Origin of the sequence: Planctobacterium marinum (assembly GCF_020687805.1) — a bacterium.
GTDB lineage: Bacteria > Pseudomonadota > Gammaproteobacteria > Enterobacterales > Alteromonadaceae > Planctobacterium > Planctobacterium marinum.
In genome coordinates this window covers 246,293-267,091 of record NZ_JAJEWQ010000001.1, presented here as the reverse complement: position 1 = coordinate 267,091, position 20,799 = coordinate 246,293, and the positions used below count along the sequence as shown (strand labels likewise).

Sequence of the window (20,799 nt, the reverse complement as noted above, 5' to 3'; positions counted from 1 at the left end):
ACCTTCTTTGCTATCTGCCAGTGGCATCTCCGAGTGGATTACCCCATAACCGGTACTCATCCACTGCACGTCTCCGGCTTTGATTGCCTTTTTGTTGCCCATCTGGTCCTGGTGTTCAAAGCCACCTTTCAAAATATAAGTAAAGGTTTCAATGCCCCGGTGAGGGTGAGGAGGAAATCCGCCAATGAAATCCTGCTCATCATCGGACTTGAGCTCATCAATCATTAAAAATGGATCAAAAGCTAAAAAGTTAAAATCCGCCACGCGTCTTATATTGACGCCATCACCATCCTGAGTAGGCTGTGCAGGACGTTTTGAGAGTATATGCATAATCGAATCTCCTGAATAAGATAACGACTATTATCCATCAATTTAAATAACAAAAAAGCGCATAAAATGCGCCTTTTCATTCAATTTAATAGAACTATAACCAGAGTGTGTTGACCTTTGCTGTACAATTTTACAACAGTCAACATGCTCTAGCCAGATGTCAGTAGTTTAATGGCCAAAGCAATCAGGATTAGTCCCATTACCCGGTCAAACCAGTGGCTATTGTCACCAATAAACGCCCTGACCTTTTTTGAGCTTAGCACGTACGACAGAAACGAGAACCAGACGCCGGTAGCCAGCGTCATATACAGGCCATATACCGCCTTTACCGCCATCGGTGTATCGGCACTAACGATAACGGCGTAAAGTGACAGGAAAAATAAGGTGGCTTTTGGGTTCAGGCCGTTAGTTAAAAAGCCGGTCCAGAAGGCTTTTTTATCTGAGATTGTAACACCGTCAACAACCGCCTCGGGATCCTCGGCGGGCGGTGCTGGTTGGCTCCGCAAACCCTGTACCCCAATCCAGATTAAATAGCCCGCTGCAGCGTAACTGAACAGAGTAAACAACCAGGGCGTGGTTTTAATTAAAATACCAATCCCCGCCAATGAATATGCGACATGTAACAGTATCGCAAAACCAACGCCAATACTGGTGATCACACCGGCCCGGCGTCCGTAGCTCACGCTGTTTTTTAATACCACGGCAAAATCCGGTCCTGGACTGGCGACAGCAACCAAATGCGCGATTGCGATAGTGAGGAATTCGAGCCAATAGCTCTGCAATAGATCCATGTGATTTTTTTCCTTTATAAGGTATCGAGAAACTTCGGCACTTGTTCAGAAGCCAGACCGTAATATTGCTGCTCAAACTCTGAACCCACCGCGCTGGGTTCCAGATTGATTTCCACCGTCTGGCACCCATAGCTGGCTGCCTGTGCAACAAAACCCGCAGCCGGATAGACGTGGCCGGAAGTGCCTATTGCGATAAACAAGTCAGCCTGATACAAGGCCTCCTGAATTTCATCCATGTAATAAGGCATCTCACCAAACCAGACTATATCGGGTCTCATGCGTCTGGCGGGATAACAACATTTGCAGCCGTTGCTTTGATCCAGGTTTTGCGTCCAGTGTTGTGACTTTCCGGTTTTACAGCATTTTGCCGAGAGCAATTCTCCATGCATATGTAACACGTTTTTGCTGCCTGCCTGTTCATGCAAATTATCGACATTCTGCGTGACCACTAGCAGATTTTTACCCAGTTTCTTTTCTAATTTCGCCAGTGCCAGATGCGCCGCATTGGGTTTGACTTCTGGCGACTGCAATTGTGCCCTGCGCAGGTTGTAAAAGCGATACACCAGATCAGGGTTGACGGCGAACGCTTCGGGTGTTGTCACCTCCTCTACACGGTGGTCTTCCCACAATCCATTGTTGTCTCGAAATGTCTTTAGCCCCGACTCGGCAGAAATTCCTGCGCCGGTTAATACGACAACTTTGCCCATATTCTTTATTACTCGTTCTTCAAAGTTGAGGTTCTGACAAACTTTATGTTACATATTGAATTATTGAATCAGGTAACGCTCATCAGGAACAGGCATTTGAACAACACTTTGCCCTTTTTGCAACGAATTGAACAAAACTACAGTGAATTACCGCCAAGTGCCCGAGAAATCGCCACCTTTTTACAAAATGACCCGTTGCTGGTACTGAAATTATCTACCAATGATATTGCTAAGGCGTGCAACACCTCAAAAGCAACCGTCAGCCGTTTTTTTCGGCAACTAGGCTATAAAAACCATTTAGTGGTTAAGCAGGAACTCCGTACACAAGGGCAACCAATCGCCTCTAATCACAGTGATAAACAATTTCTGGAAGGTGAATACCAGCGCATCAAAGCGGCCTGGGAATACCTGCAACGCTATGGCATTGAACAAATAGCGGATGCGATATGCCATGCTGACAGAATCAGTATTTTTGGTTATCGCAATAGTTATCCCATGGCCATGCATTTTCAGCGGCAGTTATTGCAACTCAGAGACAGAGTGAGATTACTGCCACAACCAGGCCAAACTATCAGTGAAGAATTGCAAGGAATAGTCAAAGGTGAAGTGGCGATTGTGGTGGGCTTCAGACGTCGTCCCAGGGTATTCAAATCGCTGCTGGGCGAGCTAAAGAAATGCACCAGTATTATTTTGTTGACTGACAGTACCGGACAAATTTACAAAGATGACGTCGATCATCTGCTGGTGTGTTCATTGGGCGAAGAATTAGCGATGGACAGTTACGCCGCACCAATGAGTATGATATCTATGCTATGCCATGCGGTGTACAACACACTTGGCGAGCAAGCAACACAGCGAAGTTCCGCGATTTCCGAAGGGTATAAATCACTGGGTGAATTAGAAGATATCTAACAGAGCCCGCATTCTTTCCTGACCAAACGGTCAACACAAATGAAACATTTGTTTCATATAAAAATACATTTGAAACCAAGCCATTTTTGGTCTATGGTTAAAGCATGGGTTACGAATTATTCCGCATTCTTCTGCTAAGTACCCTATTCTATTAACTTTCTGTTTCAGTAGTTATATTCGGACAGAATCTGATGACCTCATCAGTGTGATAAGGCCCTTATCCGCAATCAGGTCAACGCACTCAACAAATCGTACCTTTGTAACTTACATTGATAATGTGAATATGGAAAACAAAACCGATCCCTTTATATTTCGGGCAAATAACACCGCTGACATGCCCATTTCTGCGCAAGACGGGCCTTTGCATGGGCTCACGTTGGCCGTTAAAGATCTGTTCCATATCAACGGCTTAAACACAGGTGCAGGAAATCCAGACTGGCTTAAAACACACCCGCCAGCCACAGCCACCAGTTCTGTTGTTACCCGATTATTAACCGCTGGTGCGCAGTTTTTGGGCAAGACACTAACTGATGAACTGGCCTACAGTTTAAATGGCCAAAATTTTCATTATGGTACGCCCCTAAACTACAAAGCAATTGAACGTTTACCTGGCGGCTCATCAAGTGGTTCAGCCGCTGCCGTCGCCAGCGGCGAAGCTGACATTGGTTTAGGCACAGATACCGGCGGTTCTGTCAGAGTACCTGCTTCTTATAATGGGTTATATGGCTTGCGACCAACTCATGGCGTAGTGGCAACAGATAACATGGTGGCACTGGCACCTGGCTTTGATACCGTGGGCTGGTTGACCCGTGACCTGAAAACCATGAATAAGGTGGCCCGTGTGCTGCTACCTGAAGGCACAGTATCCTCACCGGCAAAGATTCATTTCAGCACGGAACTCAATCATTTGGTTTACCATGGCAAGGCAATCGATAATCTGGTCGAACACCACACTGACATGAACTTCACCCCCTGTGCGTTTTCCACCAGTCTGTTAGCTAAAGCCAGTGACGCATTTCGGGTTTTGCAGGGCAGAGAAATCTGGCAACAGCACGGAGAATGGATAACTAAACACAACCCTAATTTTGCTCCGGATATTAAACAAAGACTCAACTGGTGTGCAGGTTTAACTGAAGAACAACAATACATTGCTCAGGGTTATCAACAGGAAGTCAATCAGACGATGGCAGTCTATTTAGAAGATAATCACTTTTTGTTAGTACCCACGACGCCGGGACCTGCTCCCTTGTTAAAAACCAGTGCCGAAGATCTGGTACAGTACCGAAATCACCTCTTAGGGCTTACCGCGCTTGCAGGTCTGGGCGGGCTACCGCAACTACATATACCATTAGATACCGGGACAGAAGCGCCTCTGGGCTTTTCGCTTATTGGGCCTGGAGGCACAGATATGGCATTAATAGAGCACGCTTTTAAACTTACAGGAGAAACTCCTTGATCGGTTTTACCGCACCACACCATGCCGCCGCAGAAGCCGGCACTGAAGTTTTACAAAACGGTGGTACAGCCATTGAAGCGATGGTGGCTGCTGCGGCGACAATTGCAGTGGTTTATCCCCATATGAATGGGCTCGGCGGTGATGGTTTTTGGTTGATCAGTGAACCCGGCAAGCCTCCTGTTGCCATCGATGCCTGCGGCACTGCATGCCGAAGCGCGTCGCCTGTGTTCTATCAGGGGCTGGCACAGATCCCGTCCAGAGGACCTGGCGCCGCTCTGACTATGGCAGGTGCTGTTGCCGGATGGCAACAAGCACTCAACATCAGTGCGCAATGGCAAACCCCACAGCCTCTGGCTGAACTTCTGCAAAACGCGGTTAATCATGCTCAGACAGGCATCGAAGTTACGCAAAGTTTGCAAGACGCCAGTCTAAAAACTCAGCAAGAATTTCAAGGTTTTGATGCGTTCCGACATGTCTTTAGCAACAATGGTGAAATTTTAGAAAAAGGCCAAAAGCTGCAGCTAAAACAATTAGGGAATACGTTGCACTATTTAGGTGAACAGGGCCTGCAATCTTTTTATCAGGGTGACATTGCCCAAAGCCTGGCGAATGATCTGGCGGCTGTAGGATCACCAGTCAGTCTCGCAGATTTTCAGGCTTACCAGGCTAATCAGGTAACGCCACTGAGTGTAAAAACCACAAAAGCGACCCTTTACAATCTTCCGGCACCAACTCAGGGCCTGGCGTCATTAATGATTTTGGCGCTCTTTGACAAAGTTCAGCATCTGGCACAATCAGAGGCAGATGTTATCCACCTGCTTATAGAATGTACTAAACAGGCATTTATTGTGCGCAATAACACAATCGCCGATCCCTCCCGGCTTACGGCTCCACAATCCAGTTGGTTGACAACAGCAACCCTGGACGAACTGGCAGCCAATATTTCAGTGAGTACCGCCCTGCCCTGGCCACACGAAGCCAGACCGGGAGATACCGTCTGGATGGGCTGCTGTGATAATCAGGGGCGCATGGTCAGTTATATACAAAGTTTGTATTGGGAATTTGGTAGCGGTATCGTTTCCCCGTCTACCGGAATTGTCTGGAATAATCGTGGCACGTCTTTTTCATTGGCGCCTCAATCCCTGCAGTATTTACAGCCCGGATTAAAACCGTTTCACACCCTGAATCCAGCCTATGCACAGTTCCACAATGGTGACAGAATGGTTTACGGCACGATGGGTGGCGAAGGTCAGCCACAAACCCAGGCTGCCCTGTTCAGTCGATTTGCTTATCTGGGCAAGTCATTGCAGGACGCCGTGACAGAACCTAGATGGTTGTTAGGCAGAACCTGGGGAGATGTCAGCCACAACTTAAAAATCGAAGAAAACCTAAGTCCCCAAATTAAGCAAGCTTTGCAGGATAAAGGACATGACATTGCTGTTGTGCAGGCGCTCAACGAGATGATGGGCCATGCCGGAGTAGTACACCTGTCAACATCACAGCAAATTACGGCTGTTACTGATCCCCGCAGTGACGGCAAAGGTATCGCACAAGAGGTATTAGCATCATAATGGAATTGTTACTGGATAACTGGACAACAGTGGCCGCTCTGATGGTCACGGGTGTATTTGCAGGCCTGCTGGCGGGCCTGTTGGGTGTTGGTGGTGGTATCGTTATCGTACCGGTACTTTATTTTTTGTTTCAGAGCTTTGGCGTTTCAGCTGAAACAGCCATGATTGTCGCCACAGCGACTTCGTTAGCCACCATCATTCCAACCTCGGTGAGTTCCATCAAAGCGCATCGTAAAAAAGGCAATGTGGATAGCAGCCTGCTCAAAGCATGGTGGCCCTATATATTAATAGGTGTTTTGGCCGGAAGCTTCCTGGTTACCCGCATTTCCGGCCATTGGTTTACGCTGCTATTCGGGGTGATTGCCACACTGTCAGCGCTGAATATGTTGTTTCGCACTAATCAGTCGCATATCGCCGAGTACCTGCCGGGAAAAGCCGGGCAAAGTCTTATGGCCAGCGCCATCGGTTTTTTCAGCTCTATGGTAGGTATCGGCGGTGGCACCCTTTCAGTGCCAATGCTGACAGCCTGTAAATACCCGGCCCATAAAGCCGTTGGTACAGCAGCCGCGATCGGGTTGTTAATCTCTTTACCCGGCGCAACGACGATGTTGCTGTTGGGCCAAACACCGGTTGACGCACCACCAGGCACCTTTGGGCTGGTCAATCTGATTGGATTTGCCTGCATAGTGCCATTAACGGTTTTATTTGCCCCGCTTGGCGCACACCTGGGCAGTAAATTAGACAGTGCGATGTTGAAGAAAGTGTTTGCCATTGTGCTGTGCATTACCGGCGTCCGGATGCTGGCTCAGCTGGTAATGTGACCTATGACGTTGCTATTTTCCAAATTTAAGGTGAGTAATGAAAAGACTTAATCCTCCTCCCAGATTGCTAATGGGACCAGGGCCTATCAATTGCTATCCCAGGGTGCTTTCGGCCATGTCTACGCAGTTAATTGGTCAATACGATCCGGTTATGACTGGCTATATGAATGAAGTAATGCAACTTTACCGGCAGGTATTTAACACCGAAAACACCGCAACCTTGTTGATTGACGGCACCTCCCGGGCCGGGATAGAAGCAGTTTTAGTCTCCTGCATTGAGCCCGGTGACAAAGTACTCGTGCCTGTGTTTGGTCGCTTCGGACACCTGTTACAGGAAATCGCTGAACGCGCAGGTGCAGAGGTACACACCATTGAAGTCCCATGGGGTCAGGTATTTAGCCCTGATCAGGTTGAAGATGCCATTAAAAAGATACGCCCAAAAGTACTGGCTATGGTACAGGGTGATACATCAACAACCATGTTACAGCCACTACAACAGCTCGGCGAAATTTGTCGTCGTTATGATGTGTTGTTTTATTCTGATGCAACTGCTTCAATCGGTGGCAACCCGTTTGAAACCGACCAATGGCAATTGGATGCCGTTTCAGTGGGCTTGCAAAAATGCCTCGGCGGTCCTTCCGGTTCAGCGCCTATTACTCTGAGTGAGCGCTATGTAGAGCTGGTGCGAAAAAGGCACCATGTGGAAGCCGGTATTCGCAGCGAACACCATGAAAATGGCAGCGCGAGCCGAATCAGATCCAATTATTTTGACATTCCGATGATCCTTGATTATTGGGGAGAAGAGCGCCTCAACCACCATACAGAAGCCACTTCAATGCTGTACTGCGCAAGAGAGTGTGCCATTAACCTGTTGGAAGAAGGCCAGGCGAACTGCATAGCGCGCCATGCGCTTCATGGCAATGCCATGGCCCAGGGTGCCTCAGGACTAAACCTGAGGTTGTTTGGCGATCAGAAACACAAAATGAACAATGTTGTCGGCGTCTACATTCCGGAAAATGTTAACGGCGAGCAAATTCGCAGTCAGTTACTAAACGATTTCAATATTGAAATTGGCACCAGCTTTGGTCCATTGCATGGCAAAATCTGGCGTCTCGGCACTATGGGTTACAACGCCCGTAAAGACGCTGTGTTACACACGCTGCAATCACTGGAAACCGTGTTGAGAAGAGCCGGTCATAAACTGTCACCAGGTGAAGCCATCGACAACGCTCTGGAGGTATATCAAAGTGCATAATCGCCCCCAAACGCCAGATTTTAGTGGTTACGCGGAGCAGGTGTTTAACCGTTGTGACGCCCTGGCACTCCACAGCCAGTCCTATGAAGGCATGGACCGGCGCTACCTCACTCCGGAGCACAGCATGGCCAACCTTCAGGTGGCGCAATGGATGACGGCTGCCGGTATGGAAACCTGGGTAGATCAGGCCGGAAACCAATGGGGCCGCTATAAAAGTGCTACCCCTGATGCAAAATCATTCGTTATGGGAAGTCACATTGACACAGTACCTAATGGCGGTATTTACGACGGAATTTTAGGCATTGTTCTGCCCATTTCCCTAATCCAGTATCTGTCGGACAACAAGGTAAAGCTGCCTTATCATCTGGAAATTGTTGCGTTTGGTGACGAGGAAGGTACGCGTTTTGGTACAACCTTGTTAGGTAGCCGCGCGATTACCGGTTTATGGCAACAACAATGGGCCGGGCTGGTGGATGCTCAGGGTATCAGCATCGAAGAAGCGCTAAGTAACTTTGGTTGTGAGTTTAGCCAAATTCAGGACGCATCCCGACTTAAGGATAAACTGTTGGGTTTTCTGGAAACCCATATCGAACAAGGCCCGGTGTTGGAAGCGGAAGACCTGCCAGTAGGCACAGTGTCGGGCATTGCCGGCGCTAAACGCTTCAAACTGAACATAAAAGGTCACGCAGGCCATGCCGGTACCGTACCTATGACCATGCGTGCTGACGCGCTGGTTGCCGCTGCAGAAATGATTCAGGTAGTAGAAGAAGTTGCAACGGAACTTGGTGTGGTTGCCACCGTCGGTAAAATTGCCAATTATCCAAATGCCGTCAACGTTATTCCCGGTGACGTGGAGTTTACACTGGATATCCGCAGCGAAATCGACAGCAGACGGGATACCGTACTGGAAATCCTGCAACAAGTTTTAGGCCAGGTAGCCGAAAAACGCAAAGTGACGCTGGACTGGAAAATGACTCACAGCGCCAATGCCGTTGCCTGTGATCCCAAATTGCAGCATCTGGTATCCAACAGTATCAGCGCAGCCGGATATCGACAATTTACCTTGCCATCCGGTGCGGGTCACGATGCTATGGCTATTGCTGATATTTGTCCGGTGGGTATGTTATTTGTACGCTGTGAAAAAGGCATCAGTCACCATCCGGCAGAATCAGTGATGGTAGATGACATCGAAGCCGCCCTGAAAGTCCTCAATAACTTTGTACGCTTTTATCAAAACCAGTATCAGGAAGAAAATCAGGTGTCGCTATCTTCACCGGATCTTTGTGCTTAACGGGACACTATCAATGTCCCGAACCGGATTCCACCGCGGTTAGCTTCTCTTCTTTTACGCCTAGCCAACATACGGCAGAAATAGCCAGGCACACCGCGCAGATGATAAACAACACGTTTTTGTCCTCGGCGTTGCCCACTATTAAGCCAACGCCAAGACTGGCCACCAGTTGTGGTAACACTACAGATAAGTTAAACAGGCCCATATACAGTCCCATTTTAGATTGTTCGACCTTGCGCGACATAATGGCAAAAGGCAAACTGATAGTGGCTGACCAGCCCACCCCAAGTAACGCCATCAACAGGTATATTCCATAGGTGTTGGCCCCGCTAAAGGTCATTGCAAAATAGCCCACAGCCATGGACGCGATGCACCAGCCATGCGTTTTGACAGCCCCAAACCTGGCCGACAGCGGCTGTAACAACAGTACCGGTAATATTGCGGCAATGGCATTGAAGATCATGAAACTGTAACCGACGACAGATCCCAACGCATTGTCATCAATCTCAGGTTGGTTAAAGCGCACAAATGGTGTCATATAGATAAACATGGACTGAATACCCACCCAGGTAAATGAATGAGCTGCCAGGACCTTTTGAAAGCCCAGGTGTTCAGTAACATTGTTGTCGTGCTGTTCTTTGGTTAACAGTGTTTTGGCGACAAAAAACAGGGTCAACAGGAAACACACGATTTCGATGTAATAGTGTTCGAAACGAATATCAGCCAACCTGGCAAATAAGGCATACATGCCATAAATCAGGAATCCCCATAAGGGCTGAATTACTTTCAATCCCGCTAAAAACCCCATTTTGGATTGCTCCAACTCAGGATGTAACTCAGATTTCAGTTCTTTTGGCTCGGTAATAAACAAATTGGGAATAACCGAAAAGGCCAGCACCAGAAACACACTAAAATAAATGAGCGCAAAGTTATTCCAAAAGGCGCCAATCGCATAAGCCAGGACACCAAAACTACCTGAAACTGTCTGCATCCAGGTGTAGCCTTTAGTGCGCTCTTCCCCTTCAGGGGTAACGTCTGCAATGATGCTGCGGGTGGGATTAAAGCTAACATTAATCGATAGATCCAATACCAGAGCCACGGTGATAGCCACACCGACTATCCCCTCAACACCCAGAGAGCTGGAAATAACATCAATATTGGGCAAAGCCAGCAAGCTCAACGCCGCCAGTACCCCGCCAATCAGAATAAAAGGCCGTCTTCTGCCGCCCCAGAACCACACATTATCGCTGATAGCCCCAACAATAACCTGTCCGATAATGCCGGCTAATGGTCCGGCAGCCCATACAAAACCGATATCGTGTACATCCAGACCAAATTGAGTCTGCAGTATCCAACTCATTGCCGCGATCTGTACTGATAAGGCAAATCCCATTGCCGTCGCGGGTAAACTCAGGATGGCGTAAAAACGATTAGACAGGTTTTTCTGAATATTTAACATGTGTGATAATTTTTTTTGATTTGGCTTATTGAAGCACTTTTCGAACGTTGTTGTAATAGATAGCGTATTTGCATACGTTTGCAAACTAACATTTTCTTAACATCCTGTATTTCTGAATGTTTTTTGTCCAGCAAAAATACCCCTTGTGGTGATTTAATCAACCACAAACAACTGGTTAGACATCCGACCTGTTATCTGCAATACTCTTCCCAAATTCAAGAACACAGGCTTTTTTATGCAGCCGGATGATTATATTCAACTCATTAAAGACGCAGATGACCTGGCGCAATTGCAATTAACCGTGCCCGGAGATTGGGCACAGGGTCGCACCGTTTTTGGCGGGCTTTCTGCGGGTCTTCTCTACCAGGTATTAAAATGCCTGGTTCCTTCTGAGCGGGTATTGCGCAGCATTACCTTTAATTTTGTCGGGCCTCTGAATACCGAAGAGCCGTTTGGCTTCAACTGGCAAATCTTACGACAGGGCAAGAATGCCACGCAGATCACCGCTAATATTATACAAAACCAACAAATAAGCCTGACTGCTTTGGCCTGTTTTGCACAGGACAGACAGTCTAAAGTTAAAGTAGAGGCAGAAAAGAAGCCGCTACCGGAGCAACCTAAAAAGGCTAAATACATACCGCAGATCCCAGGCATTACCCCTAAATTTTTACGCCACATTGACCTTTCGATCTCTGAGGGAAAAACACCCTTTACCGGCAGTAAATCATCAAGTTACAAGGGCTGGATGAGACTCAAAAAGGCGCCGAAAACCTTTACCGATGCTCACATTTTAACGCTTATTGATGCATGGCCACCAACCATATTGCAAATGCCGCTGGGCCCTGCCCCGGCCAGTACGATGAGCTGGAATGTCGAGTTTGTGCACCCGCACAAACCATTGGCTCCGGAAGACTGGTTAGCCTATGAAGCACACACTGTCCAGGCGTTTGGGGGTTACGGTCACTCCGAAGCGCAAATTCATGACAAAGACGGCGAATTAGTTGCCATCAGCAGACAGCTAATTGCCATATTCGATCAAAAATAATGTCAGGCCGTCTTCTCAGACGGCCTGTTTATTAATGACCTGGTGCCTGCCCTTCGAATGTTCCCTTAACCAGCGGCTCCCCATTGCGCAGCATACAGCGGCCTTTGGCATAAACCTGTTTAATCGCTAACGTTGACTTTTCTGCCAATACAAAATCGGCATCACACCCCACCGCTATGCGTCCTTTGTGTTTTAGTTTTAATACCCTGGCCGGATTGAGTGTCACGGAACTAATCGCATCCGCAATACTAACGCCATAGTCCAGTACGGCAGACTGAAATGCTTCATAAAGGCTTTGAACCCGTCCTACTTCGAGTCCCACTAATTCACCATCCGCATCAAACACCGGTAAACTGGCATTGCCATCAGAACTCATGGTTACTTGCGCTACCGGCACCCCAGCATCCAGACTATCTGCCAAAGCTTTTGCAGCCGGAATTTCACCTTCATCAATGAATTTTTGGTTTGTGCTGGAAGTAAAATCGATATAGCCACCCTGCATTGCCCACTTAATTCCCGCATCCAACAAGCCCGCGCTACGATTAATGTGAGTAGGATAAAATTGCGTAACAGGTAAATCAGATTGCTCAACCACCTGGTGTAAAACATCCAGTCGGGATTCGCTGTCGCCAACATGAATACTGACTATACCGGCTTTTCCGGCAAGCATACCGCCCACCCTCGCTTCAGATGCCACGCGTTTAATTTCATCAACACTGGGTTGTGATGAGCGATGATCGGCAATCGCGACTTCACCAATACCGATGATTTTATCAATCAAAATGACATCATCGGTCACATTGTTCAGCAGCGTTCGAGCCGGCAGTTGATAAGATCCAGTGTAGCAGTAGCTACTGATCCCCTCAGATTCCAGGGCGTGTGCTTTGGCCAGCAGATCGGGCAAGGTTCGCGTCGTGGCATCAGTCCCCAGTGCCCCGACAACCGTTGTCACTCCGCCTGTCGTTGCATCCGTGAGATTCATTTGTGGGGTACGGGTGTGAAACCCGCCTTCGCCACCGCCCCCGGAAATGTGCACCAGAGAATCAACGAGCCCGGGAAACATGAGTTTTCCACGACCATCAATAATTGTCATGAGATCCTCAGGTACCGACATTTTTTCCGCCAGATTATTCGCAATTGCGGCGATTCTGCGGTCAGCGATTAATACATCCACTTCGCCCATTTCTGTCGGAGAATACAACTCTACATTTGTGATCAGTGTAAACATTAAAAATCCTTATTGATAACCAATCAAAACGGCAACAGTCATGGTGGCCACAGACATCAAAAAGAAGATTAAATAGAGCTTCCAGGCAAACCTGACCCAGGTACTCCAGTCCATGCGCGCCACACCCAGACAACCGATTAACGATGCCGACGTTGGTATAATAATATTGGTTAATCCGTCGCCCAGTTGAAATGCCAGAACTGCGATTTGCCGGGACAGGCCCACCAAATCTGACAATGGCGCCATCAGAGGCATAGTGAGTGCCGCCTGGCCAGAACCTGAAGCGAGGAAGAAATTAAAAATTGATTGAAATACATACATGAAGATAGCCGAGCCAACATCGCTAACCCCCGACATGGCACTACCTGCATGATGTAAAATGGTGTTCAATACAGACGGGCTTGTGGTATCATCGCCCCCTAATAAAAGTACGATCCCTTTTGCCATACCGACGATTAGTGCGGCGGGTAGCAACTCTTTGGCCCCGGTTTGAAAGGACTCAGAAACCCGGTTCAGCGTCATGCGGCCACTGATGACACAGATAATTCCCACCAACAGCCCCATCGCAAAAAACTGCGTGGCAATCTGTGGAATGTAATATTCGTGAACCACAACCCCCCAGATCACCCAACCAATGCCTGCCAGCAATGTCAACAGAATCAGTGTATCAACAATGCCATATTGCGCCTGTAGCTGAGAATCGTGTTGCCGCCTAAAGTGAAAATCCGATTGATAACAAAGGGATGCTTCCGGGTTTGCTTTAATTTTAGCGCCATAACGCATCGTAAAAACGATCCCCACACTGGTAAACACGGCCCACATTACAATCCTGAAATCGGCACCCGATAACACCGGAATATCTGCAATGCCCTGCGCAATCGCAATGCTAAAGGGATTCATCCAGGATGTAGCAAACCCAATTTGGGTAGCAACGTAGGTAATCAACACCGCTGTAATGGCATCGTATCCCAGAGCAATAACTAATGGTGTCAGTACAATACAAAATGCGATGGCCTCCTCACCCATTCCAAAAACAGCGCCCCCTAATGAAAACAAAAAGAACATCAGGGGGATGATCACCGCATCAGCGCCTTTGGTACGTCTTATCAAAGCCATGATGCCGTTATTCACAGCGCCGGAATGCATGATGATGCCAAACGCCCCACCAACAATCAGAATGAATGCCACCACACCGACAGCTGAGCCGTTGCGATCGCCTGACACCATGCCCTCAAACGCATAGTTGATGAATCCAGGCTCACTGCCACCACTGAATACCGCTACACCAGCCTGACTATCAGTGACAGTCCTGAAGCTTTCGGGAACGATGAGTGTTCGTTTGACTGCTTCACCATTGACGATTTTTGTTACTTCGGCTGTCTCAAAATACCCCGAAGGCACAATATGAGTCATAAGTGCTGCAAGCAGCACAACAAAAAACAAAATCACAAATGCATCAGGCATTCTTGTGGCAAGATTGGGCTCGTCTTTCATATTCAAATCCGCGGTAAAGGTCGTTGCAGATAATATTAGGTCATTTTAGTGACATAGATCACTGGATTCGGAAGTGCGCGCTTTCAGCTGTCAGTATTGTTTTTGCAATCAAATAGAAGATGCCACCACGCCAGACTGTATTGCGCAAAAGAGGACTCAAAGCTATTCGTCGAACCACTCCGACAAATAAAAGCTTTGATAAAAGTATGTAGAAAATGAAACTGCTTTTTTTATCATCATATTTTTATTCAGGTCATCATTCCAATTTGCACCACAATAGATACAAAGAGTTGAAATATCCTTTGAATAGGTACTGAGAATCGGGTTCAATGTCAACTTATTTGACACAATTATCGGATTACATGAAATTTAAACATCTACGCTCAGTACTCTTTTTTGTCGCCACTTTAAGTTATTCACTTTTCGCCACCGGACAACAAAACACCGTCGAAACATATCCCCAAGCCACTGAAAATAAAGACATTTCCCATCAGTTAATGCTTATTGGTGGCGGCCTTAAATTGTGTAGTTCAAAGAGCCCGGAACACTGCAATAACCTGATATTTAATGACACCCACGCCCAAGTCAGTCAATTTTATTTAGCACGAGAAACCCTGTCAAAAATTGCAGAAACTCCGGGCTACACAAAATTAGCAGCGAATACCAAATTGCAATTAAATTCAGCGTTTGATTATTTTTATGCAAACCCAATGAAAGTTGACAGCCCGTCCGCAATGAAAAACGCCTTTGCTAAGGTAAGCCAGGCATTTGATGGAGCGGCGCTGTTTAATAATCTCCCTAATTCCGTCTATTATGCGATTCTGGATTATAGTCAAATCGCCTCAGAAACTGATGAAACCATCAAATTCAACGCGTCAAAAGACCAGGCCAGTAAGGCCATAATTGAAACCTTTATAAAGCAGGCTGCCGGCAAAAAAAACCATGATGGATCGTTAAACCTGGTGTTTAGCACAGCATCTGCCAGGGATCATTTTGCCGCTATTCACTATTATCAGACTATTCTGGAACAGGCCGCCGTGTCAGTGCTTCCAAACGAGAATGTTACCGTTACCTGGTTGCCACTGGACCAAAGTTTAGCGACCCTGGTAAACACCGACCTTCGATGTGAAGATTTGGCACAACTGCAAGCCAGCCATCAGTTATACGATCGCCAGCGGTTGTATGAGGCGGCCTATGACGCACAACTCGCTGTTTGCCAAAACCCGGAAAAAATCCGTGAACAATTAGCTCAGGCTCATGGTCTTTTTATCAATGGTGGCGATCAACTACGCACACTGCGCAGTATGGACTTAGACCTGGGTGGTGGCGTAACGCTAGGCAATTTCATTGCACAAAACATAAAAAATGATCAACTCATCGTCGCTGGCACCAGTGCTGGTGCAGCAGTTATGGCTGGTGGTATCTACAAGGGCAGACCCATTCCCATGATCACCGGGGGGACCTCTGAGGTGGCATTAATAAGAGGAGCATTTGCCCTGGAACCTGCGCCTTTTGGTTGCGAAAAGGATCAAAATTGCCCACTCGGTTTGTTAGAAGATGATCTCACCTATCACCCTCAGGGTGGGTTAGGATTGTTTACCACTGGTATTGTTGACACTCACTTTTCAGAGCGAGACCGGCATGGCAGGGTTGCAATGTTAGCTGCGTTTACCAAAACGCGATACGGATTTGGCATTGATGAAAACAGCGCAATGTTAGTTAATGTCAGCTCGCCAAACCACACTGACATTGAGGTTATCGGTGCTGGAGGCGTGTTTATAGCCGATATGCAAAACGCCATTTTTAAAGCCCAGGCGGGTAAACATCAGATAATTGGATTAAGTCATTACCTGAAGCATGGTGAATCGGTCCAATTTGAACACAGCACCAATATGATTACCTTTAAAACGGCTAAAAACAGTGTGATTGCCGATGTTAAAACCCTGGTGCCAATTTCCCAACAAGGTGAATTTCGACGTCAGGTGGCGGTAAATTGTGGAACCCAGGAGTTTCACCGTTGGACAGTAAACCATGTAGCCTGGTTAGTTAATCCCAGCGACGATACACGTTTCCATCGAATCACTGCATTTGACCTGGAGGGTTGTAGTTATCGCAATCTCTTATTTGGTGTAGAAAACTGACACACAGCTTGTACACAATTTATTCAGGGCAGTGGAAAAGCTTGTTAATAAATAAACAATAGTTGTGCATAACTTAACCAGACCAGGCTTTAGGTATTTGAAATAAAATATAAAAAGTTTTTTTGAATTATAACTTTATTATTGACCGGACTTTGCGCTACACTAATGATCCTCCGGACAGTTTTTAGCAGCGATTCGTTGCTTACCGACAACAGATTTTAGTTAGCGCACGGCTCTTTATGAGCCATTCCCCTAGCCCAGATGTTTTCATCTGGGCATTTTTCGTTATGGCGCGGGTAATTTCTCATCGCATCAGATCATCGACACCATTATCCATAGCAAACAATAAACAAAGCCATTAGAGTCTAAGCCAGCAACCAACTCACACAAATGATAATTATTTGCATTTCCTATTGTAAATTATTGTTATTCGCGTTTAAATATCCCCCTCAAAACTACCCCGTTGTTAAAACGCAAAGCAGTAAGGTTAAATAATGTTGCGCAATAAATCATTGCTGATGGCCATATTACTTTCAGTAAGCTCGTCACTCAGTGCAGCGACACTGAAAGTTGATTTCGAATTACCCGAGTTTAATGTTGCTAACTATAACGCACCCTATGTCGCCATATGGCTGGAAGCGAAGGAGTCAAAAGAAACATTGCTGCTGTGGCACTTAAAACGCGCCGACAAAGACAAGTGGTTGGTCGACATTCGGCGTTGGTGGCGAAAACTGGGGCGTTACGGCGAAACAGCTGATGGCATTACCGGCGCGACGAAAGGTCCGGGTAAATACTCCGAGACGTTTCAGTTACCTGAATTACAAGCATTCACATTTTATATCGAAGTTGTCAGAGAAGATGGTGGCCGCACACTGGTAAAACAGGCGATTGATTTAACCGACTCTGTTAACACTTACCACTTTGACCCTGAAAACGAACTCGGTGGTCTCACTCTAACCATAGGTGAAAAATAATGAAAACCAAACGTTTGGTACTGGCCTGCAGCTATCTCGTTGGATCAATGTTAAGTTCTGCTTCAAATGCACACGATATCTACATTTGGCCTGACTACTTTACCCTCAATAGTGACAAGTCCACCACGGTTCCTGTTGATATAACCGCAACTCATACAACCTACCGTTCTGATTTTTCTATGCCCAGTGAAGGCGTCAAAATTTTTGGTACTGACGGTAAGGAAATTCGCTATCGCGGTGCTTTTTATAAGGGAGCCCGCCGTTCTACCTTTGACCTGCCAGTAGAAGGTGATGGTACGGTAAAACTAGAATATTGGCGTGGTCCGTCATACCACTCCAGTTATACCATCGGCAAGCGTGATTCTCTCAAACGTATGCGCATGAACAAGACCGAATTAATGGCGTCCATTCCTGAAGATGCTAAAAATCCGGAAACTGTTAGATACATGACAATTGGTATGTCCTATGTCACCAACAACGCCCCAACCGAGGCTGTATTGACACCCAAAAACGAAGGCGTTGAACTTGTTCCGGTTACCCACCCTGCCGATTTTGTCACCGGGGAAGATTTAACAGTACGTTTATTACTCGACGGTAAACCTATCGCCGAACAAGACGTCACGGTTGAACTCGAAGGCCCGCAATACCGCGAAGAGCCTGTGGCACTGGAGCTGAAAAGTGACAATAACGGGGATGTTAATTTTTCCCTTGATCAGGGCGGCCGATACATGATGAAAGTGATTCACTCACAACCCAGCCATGATCCTGAAGCTGACATTGCAAGAACCCGAATCTATTTTGCTTTTGAAGTGATCTATGAATAGTCGCGGTTTATCAGGGTTACTGGTTTGGGTCACAAGCTGCGCTGCGCTAATGACGGGTGCAGCCTATGCCCACTACCCCACTTTAGCCTGTAACAAAGATGCCAGCGATAATTCGCTGATCACTTGCGAAGCCGGATACAGTGATGCCAGTCTCGCTGGTGAAGTTGAACTGCGGGTTTATTCCTACGACGACGAACTGTTAGATAAGGTTAAAACCGCTTCAGACGGAAGTGCGCAGATTAAAGCTCCTGAGATGGAATTTTACATTAAGTTTGACCCGGGGCACGAAAGCCCCGCCGAATTTGACTATGTTGAGCTCAATTAGTACCGAAGTGAAGTAAGTGATCAAAGAAATCGTCCCTGTACACAGCAGTAAGCTGGAAAATCGCGCTTTTTTTATTGGCGTCATGTCGGTCATATCGATAGCAAGCCTGTTACTTTTGTTAACACGTAATCCGGCCACAAAGACGGTAAAGTTACCCAAAGCTTTCAGCAACATCGCTATTCAATTGGCCAATGCTGGCTCAGAAATCGCACTGATGCAGGAACTGGAAATTGTTGGAGATAAAGTAACGCTTGAAGCGCTAACAGCTCAGGGTATCACGCCATTTCTGTCAGGTGACCGATTTTTGGAGGCAGATAACTGTTTCGTTTTCATGGAAGGCAACGTGCAAATCAGATTGATAAAAAAACCGGAGCATGACTGGCAAGTTGAATGGCTACAGGATGATCATGCACACGATACACAAGCTCAAAACGACCTCAATACAGCGGCACACTTTTGCCAGCATGGCAGCAACTGGAAACCCGTAACGGGTGACCCGCATTAAACGGTCCGCAACCTTAGAGAAATTATGAAACACAAGCTTCTGATATTATTGCTTTGTTTTTTCTGTCGCCAGGGTTTAGCACAAGAAGACTCAGAGAAATTAACCATTGGGGTGAGTTTACACCCCTACTATTCTTATGTTGCAAACGTTGTAGCAGATAAAGCCACCGTATTGCCGCTGATAAAAACCGGATTTAACCCGCACAATTACGCCCTCAACCCGGCGGACATTGCCCGGCTGAATACGCTTGATGCGCTAGTGGTGAACGGTATTGGTCACGATGATTTTGCGATAGAAGCGGTAGAGCGAATCAATCCGCCTGATTTAACGGTGGTATATGCCAACAAAGACGTTCCGTTGTTGGGTAATGAATCAAAATCAAATCCGCATACATTTGTGTCGATAGATGCGGCAATTCGACAAGTCTACAGTATCGCCAAAGCGCTGGGTGATTTGTCGCCCCAAAATGCAAAGTATTTCAGTAAAAACGCCTTTCTGTACGCCAGAAAGCTCAGGAATTTAAAACAGCCATTGCAACAATTGTTGCTGACCGGAGATGTCAGCAATCTGAAAATCGCGAGTACCCATAACGCTTATGGCTACTTGTTGCAGGAGTTTGGTCTGACCGTTTCCGCTGTCGTGGAGCCTGCTCATGGCGTCAAACCCACCGCATCACAATTGCAACAAACCATTGATGAAATTCGAAAAACAGACATAGATGTGTTGTTCACCGAGTTAAACATGAGCAATGACTACATTGATGTCATTGAAAAAGAAACCGGCATCAAAGTGTTCCACTTTTCCCATATGACGCACGGCGAATACACCAGAGAGATGGTGGAAAATGAAATGCGCCACAATATAGAAAGTTTGACGGCGGCCATAGAATTCGCGCGCGCAAAGGTACGGTAATCGCCATGAATATTCCGGTATCTGCAAAAGCTATAACACAAAAAGAAACCACGACACCGCACATTGCCTTTGACAAGGTAAGTGTCAAAGTCAATCAGAGTGTTTTGTTGTCAGATGTCACTCTGACTATCGATCCTGGCACCTGGGTTGGCGTTGTTGGCCCCAATGGCGGCGGTAAATCAACGCTGATCAAAGCGCTACTCGGAATAGTGCCACACCGGGGCACCATCAGTTATACCTGGCCCGGAAAGCACAAAGGAAACATCGGCTACGTGCCACAATTAGCGCCATTTGAATCAACGCTGCCGGTGACTGTGCTGGATTATTTACGCATGGTTTTGGAAGACCGGCCGGTATGGTGGCGGCACAAACCCAACCAGCGCATCCTGCAAGGCATGGAAAATTTTGATATCCGAGATTTTGCCGACAAACGCCTGGGCACCCTGTCTACCGGAGAACGACAACGGGTTTTGATCTGTGGCGCCCTGCTGCAATCACCTGATGTTTTGTTGCTGGATGAGCCTCTGGCCGGTGTGGACAAGTCAGGTCAACAACGCTTGTTGGAAATTATGAAGCAGTACCACGCGCAGGGCAATACCATCATCATGGTGGAGCATCACTGGCACATTGTCGAACAATATTGTCAACGCGCAGCGTTAATTGACGGCACACTCGTTGCTGTCGATACGCCACAGAAAGTCCTGCTATCACTGCAGGAACACGCCGATCCGTTGACTTTATCCTACAGGCAGTAACTT

The 20,799-nt window shown here is 47.1% G+C and carries 20 protein-coding genes; 14 read left to right on the top strand and 6 right to left on the bottom strand.

Annotated elements, in window-relative coordinates:
* The 3 genes from LJ740_RS01235 to cobB all read right to left on the bottom strand — a co-directional run.
* Positions 1-330: pirin family protein (locus tag LJ740_RS01235; RefSeq protein WP_229527226.1), on the bottom strand; the 330-nt coding region annotated here is incomplete at its 3' end.
* A 149-nt stretch (positions 331-479) separates the two neighbouring features.
* Entirely contained in the window at positions 480-1,121 is a 642-nt protein-coding gene (locus tag LJ740_RS01230) for a LysE family translocator (protein WP_229527225.1), read from the bottom strand.
* Positions 1,122-1,135: 14 nt separating this feature from the next.
* Positions 1,136-1,828 carry a Sir2 family NAD+-dependent deacetylase gene (gene cobB / locus LJ740_RS01225; protein WP_229527224.1) on the bottom strand — a complete coding sequence of 231 codons (693 nt, stop codon included), beginning with the start codon at positions 1,826-1,828 and terminating at the stop codon, positions 1,136-1,138.
* A gap of 96 nt (positions 1,829-1,924) precedes the next feature.
* Here cobB and LJ740_RS01220 point away from each other — a divergent pair, with 96 nt between their 5' ends.
* From LJ740_RS01220 to LJ740_RS01195, 6 genes are all read left to right on the top strand, one after another.
* Entirely contained in the window at positions 1,925-2,740 is an 816-nt protein-coding gene (locus LJ740_RS01220; RefSeq protein ID WP_229527223.1) for a MurR/RpiR family transcriptional regulator, read from the top strand.
* A gap of 283 nt (positions 2,741-3,023) precedes the next feature.
* Complete coding sequence (locus LJ740_RS01215) at positions 3,024-4,196, top strand: amidase (protein ID WP_229527222.1); 1,173 nt, start codon at positions 3,024-3,026, stop codon at positions 4,194-4,196.
* On the top strand, positions 4,193-5,767 hold the full coding sequence (locus tag LJ740_RS01210) for a gamma-glutamyltransferase family protein (protein ID WP_229527221.1): 1,575 nt from the start codon (positions 4,193-4,195) through the stop codon (positions 5,765-5,767). The genes LJ740_RS01215 and LJ740_RS01210 overlap by 4 nt, the downstream gene beginning before the upstream one ends.
* Positions 5,767-6,588, top strand: a complete 822-nt coding sequence (locus tag LJ740_RS01205) for a sulfite exporter TauE/SafE family protein (RefSeq protein ID WP_229527220.1) — start codon at positions 5,767-5,769, stop codon at positions 6,586-6,588. The genes LJ740_RS01210 and LJ740_RS01205 overlap by 1 nt, the downstream gene beginning before the upstream one ends.
* A gap of 37 nt (positions 6,589-6,625) precedes the next feature.
* Entirely contained in the window at positions 6,626-7,843 is a 1,218-nt protein-coding gene (locus LJ740_RS01200; RefSeq protein WP_229527219.1) for a pyridoxal-phosphate-dependent aminotransferase family protein, read from the top strand.
* A complete protein-coding gene (locus LJ740_RS01195; protein WP_229527218.1) occupies positions 7,836-9,134 on the top strand; it encodes an allantoate amidohydrolase in 1,299 nt (432 codons plus the stop codon). Before LJ740_RS01200 ends, LJ740_RS01195 begins: the two co-directional genes overlap by 8 nt.
* A gap of 10 nt (positions 9,135-9,144) precedes the next feature.
* Here the strand turns inward: LJ740_RS01195 and LJ740_RS01190 are convergent, their stop codons facing one another.
* Positions 9,145-10,593, bottom strand: coding sequence for an MFS transporter (locus tag LJ740_RS01190; RefSeq protein WP_229527217.1), 1,449 nt, complete (start codon positions 10,591-10,593; stop codon positions 9,145-9,147).
* Between the two features lie 235 nt (positions 10,594-10,828).
* Between LJ740_RS01190 and LJ740_RS01185 the strand changes: the two genes are divergently transcribed.
* Entirely contained in the window at positions 10,829-11,638 is an 810-nt protein-coding gene (locus LJ740_RS01185; protein ID WP_229527216.1) for a thioesterase family protein, read from the top strand.
* A gap of 31 nt (positions 11,639-11,669) precedes the next feature.
* On the opposite strand, the gene iadA is transcribed toward LJ740_RS01185, so the two are convergent.
* Complete coding sequence (gene iadA, locus LJ740_RS01180) at positions 11,670-12,866, bottom strand: beta-aspartyl-peptidase (RefSeq protein WP_229527215.1); 1,197 nt, start codon at positions 12,864-12,866, stop codon at positions 11,670-11,672.
* Between the two features lie 9 nt (positions 12,867-12,875).
* Positions 12,876-14,360, bottom strand: a complete 1,485-nt coding sequence (gene yfcC, locus LJ740_RS01175; protein ID WP_229527214.1) for a putative basic amino acid antiporter YfcC — start codon at positions 14,358-14,360, stop codon at positions 12,876-12,878.
* Between the two features lie 362 nt (positions 14,361-14,722).
* Between yfcC and LJ740_RS01170 the strand changes: the two genes are divergently transcribed.
* From LJ740_RS01170 to LJ740_RS01140, 7 genes are all read left to right on the top strand, one after another.
* Positions 14,723-16,501, top strand: coding sequence for a cyanophycinase (locus LJ740_RS01170; protein WP_229527213.1), 1,779 nt, complete (start codon positions 14,723-14,725; stop codon positions 16,499-16,501).
* A 494-nt stretch (positions 16,502-16,995) separates the two neighbouring features.
* Complete coding sequence (locus LJ740_RS01165) at positions 16,996-17,475, top strand: DUF2271 domain-containing protein (RefSeq protein WP_229527212.1); 480 nt, start codon at positions 16,996-16,998, stop codon at positions 17,473-17,475.
* Positions 17,475-18,299 (top strand): DUF4198 domain-containing protein, encoded by an 825-nt coding sequence (locus LJ740_RS01160; protein ID WP_229527211.1) that lies wholly within the window; start codon positions 17,475-17,477, stop codon positions 18,297-18,299. The genes LJ740_RS01165 and LJ740_RS01160 overlap by 1 nt, the downstream gene beginning before the upstream one ends.
* Positions 18,292-18,624, top strand: coding sequence for a hypothetical protein (locus LJ740_RS01155; protein ID WP_229527210.1), 333 nt, complete (start codon positions 18,292-18,294; stop codon positions 18,622-18,624). The genes LJ740_RS01160 and LJ740_RS01155 overlap by 8 nt, the downstream gene beginning before the upstream one ends.
* 16 nt (positions 18,625-18,640) lie before the next feature.
* Complete coding sequence (locus LJ740_RS01150; protein WP_229527209.1) at positions 18,641-19,129, top strand: hypothetical protein; 489 nt, start codon at positions 18,641-18,643, stop codon at positions 19,127-19,129.
* 24 nt (positions 19,130-19,153) lie between these two features.
* Complete coding sequence (locus tag LJ740_RS01145) at positions 19,154-20,041, top strand: metal ABC transporter solute-binding protein, Zn/Mn family (RefSeq protein WP_229527208.1); 888 nt, start codon at positions 19,154-19,156, stop codon at positions 20,039-20,041.
* Between the two features lie 5 nt (positions 20,042-20,046).
* Complete coding sequence (locus LJ740_RS01140) at positions 20,047-20,796, top strand: metal ABC transporter ATP-binding protein (RefSeq protein WP_229527207.1); 750 nt, start codon at positions 20,047-20,049, stop codon at positions 20,794-20,796.
* The last annotated feature ends 3 nt before the right edge of the window (positions 20,797-20,799 follow it).

Bases quoted from the DNA above. Each gene is read 5' to 3' on its own strand.
- LJ740_RS01140 (WP_229527207.1), top strand. From the start codon at position 20,047: ATGAATATTCCGGTATCTGCAAAAGCTATAACACAAAAAGAAACCACG.
- LJ740_RS01170 (WP_229527213.1), top strand. From the start codon at position 14,723: ATGAAATTTAAACATCTACGCTCAGTACTCTTTTTTGTCGCCACTTTA.
- LJ740_RS01215 (WP_229527222.1), top strand. From the start codon at position 3,024: ATGGAAAACAAAACCGATCCCTTTATATTTCGGGCAAATAACACCGCT.
- LJ740_RS01205 (WP_229527220.1), top strand. From the start codon at position 5,767: ATGGAATTGTTACTGGATAACTGGACAACAGTGGCCGCTCTGATGGTC.
- LJ740_RS01165 (WP_229527212.1), top strand. From the start codon at position 16,996: ATGTTGCGCAATAAATCATTGCTGATGGCCATATTACTTTCAGTAAGC.
- LJ740_RS01185 (WP_229527216.1), top strand. From the start codon at position 10,829: ATGCAGCCGGATGATTATATTCAACTCATTAAAGACGCAGATGACCTG.
- LJ740_RS01200 (WP_229527219.1), top strand. From the start codon at position 6,626: ATGAAAAGACTTAATCCTCCTCCCAGATTGCTAATGGGACCAGGGCCT.
- LJ740_RS01190 (WP_229527217.1), bottom strand. From the start codon at position 10,593: ATGTTAAATATTCAGAAAAACCTGTCTAATCGTTTTTACGCCATCCTG.
- iadA (WP_229527215.1), bottom strand. From the start codon at position 12,866: ATGTTTACACTGATCACAAATGTAGAGTTGTATTCTCCGACAGAAATG.
- LJ740_RS01155 (WP_229527210.1), top strand. From the start codon at position 18,292: ATGAATAGTCGCGGTTTATCAGGGTTACTGGTTTGGGTCACAAGCTGC.
- LJ740_RS01145 (WP_229527208.1), top strand. From the start codon at position 19,154: ATGAAACACAAGCTTCTGATATTATTGCTTTGTTTTTTCTGTCGCCAG.
- yfcC (WP_229527214.1), bottom strand. From the start codon at position 14,360: ATGAAAGACGAGCCCAATCTTGCCACAAGAATGCCTGATGCATTTGTG.
- LJ740_RS01160 (WP_229527211.1), top strand. From the start codon at position 17,475: ATGAAAACCAAACGTTTGGTACTGGCCTGCAGCTATCTCGTTGGATCA.
- cobB (WP_229527224.1), bottom strand. From the start codon at position 1,828: ATGGGCAAAGTTGTCGTATTAACCGGCGCAGGAATTTCTGCCGAGTCG.
- LJ740_RS01230 (WP_229527225.1), bottom strand. From the start codon at position 1,121: ATGGATCTATTGCAGAGCTATTGGCTCGAATTCCTCACTATCGCAATC.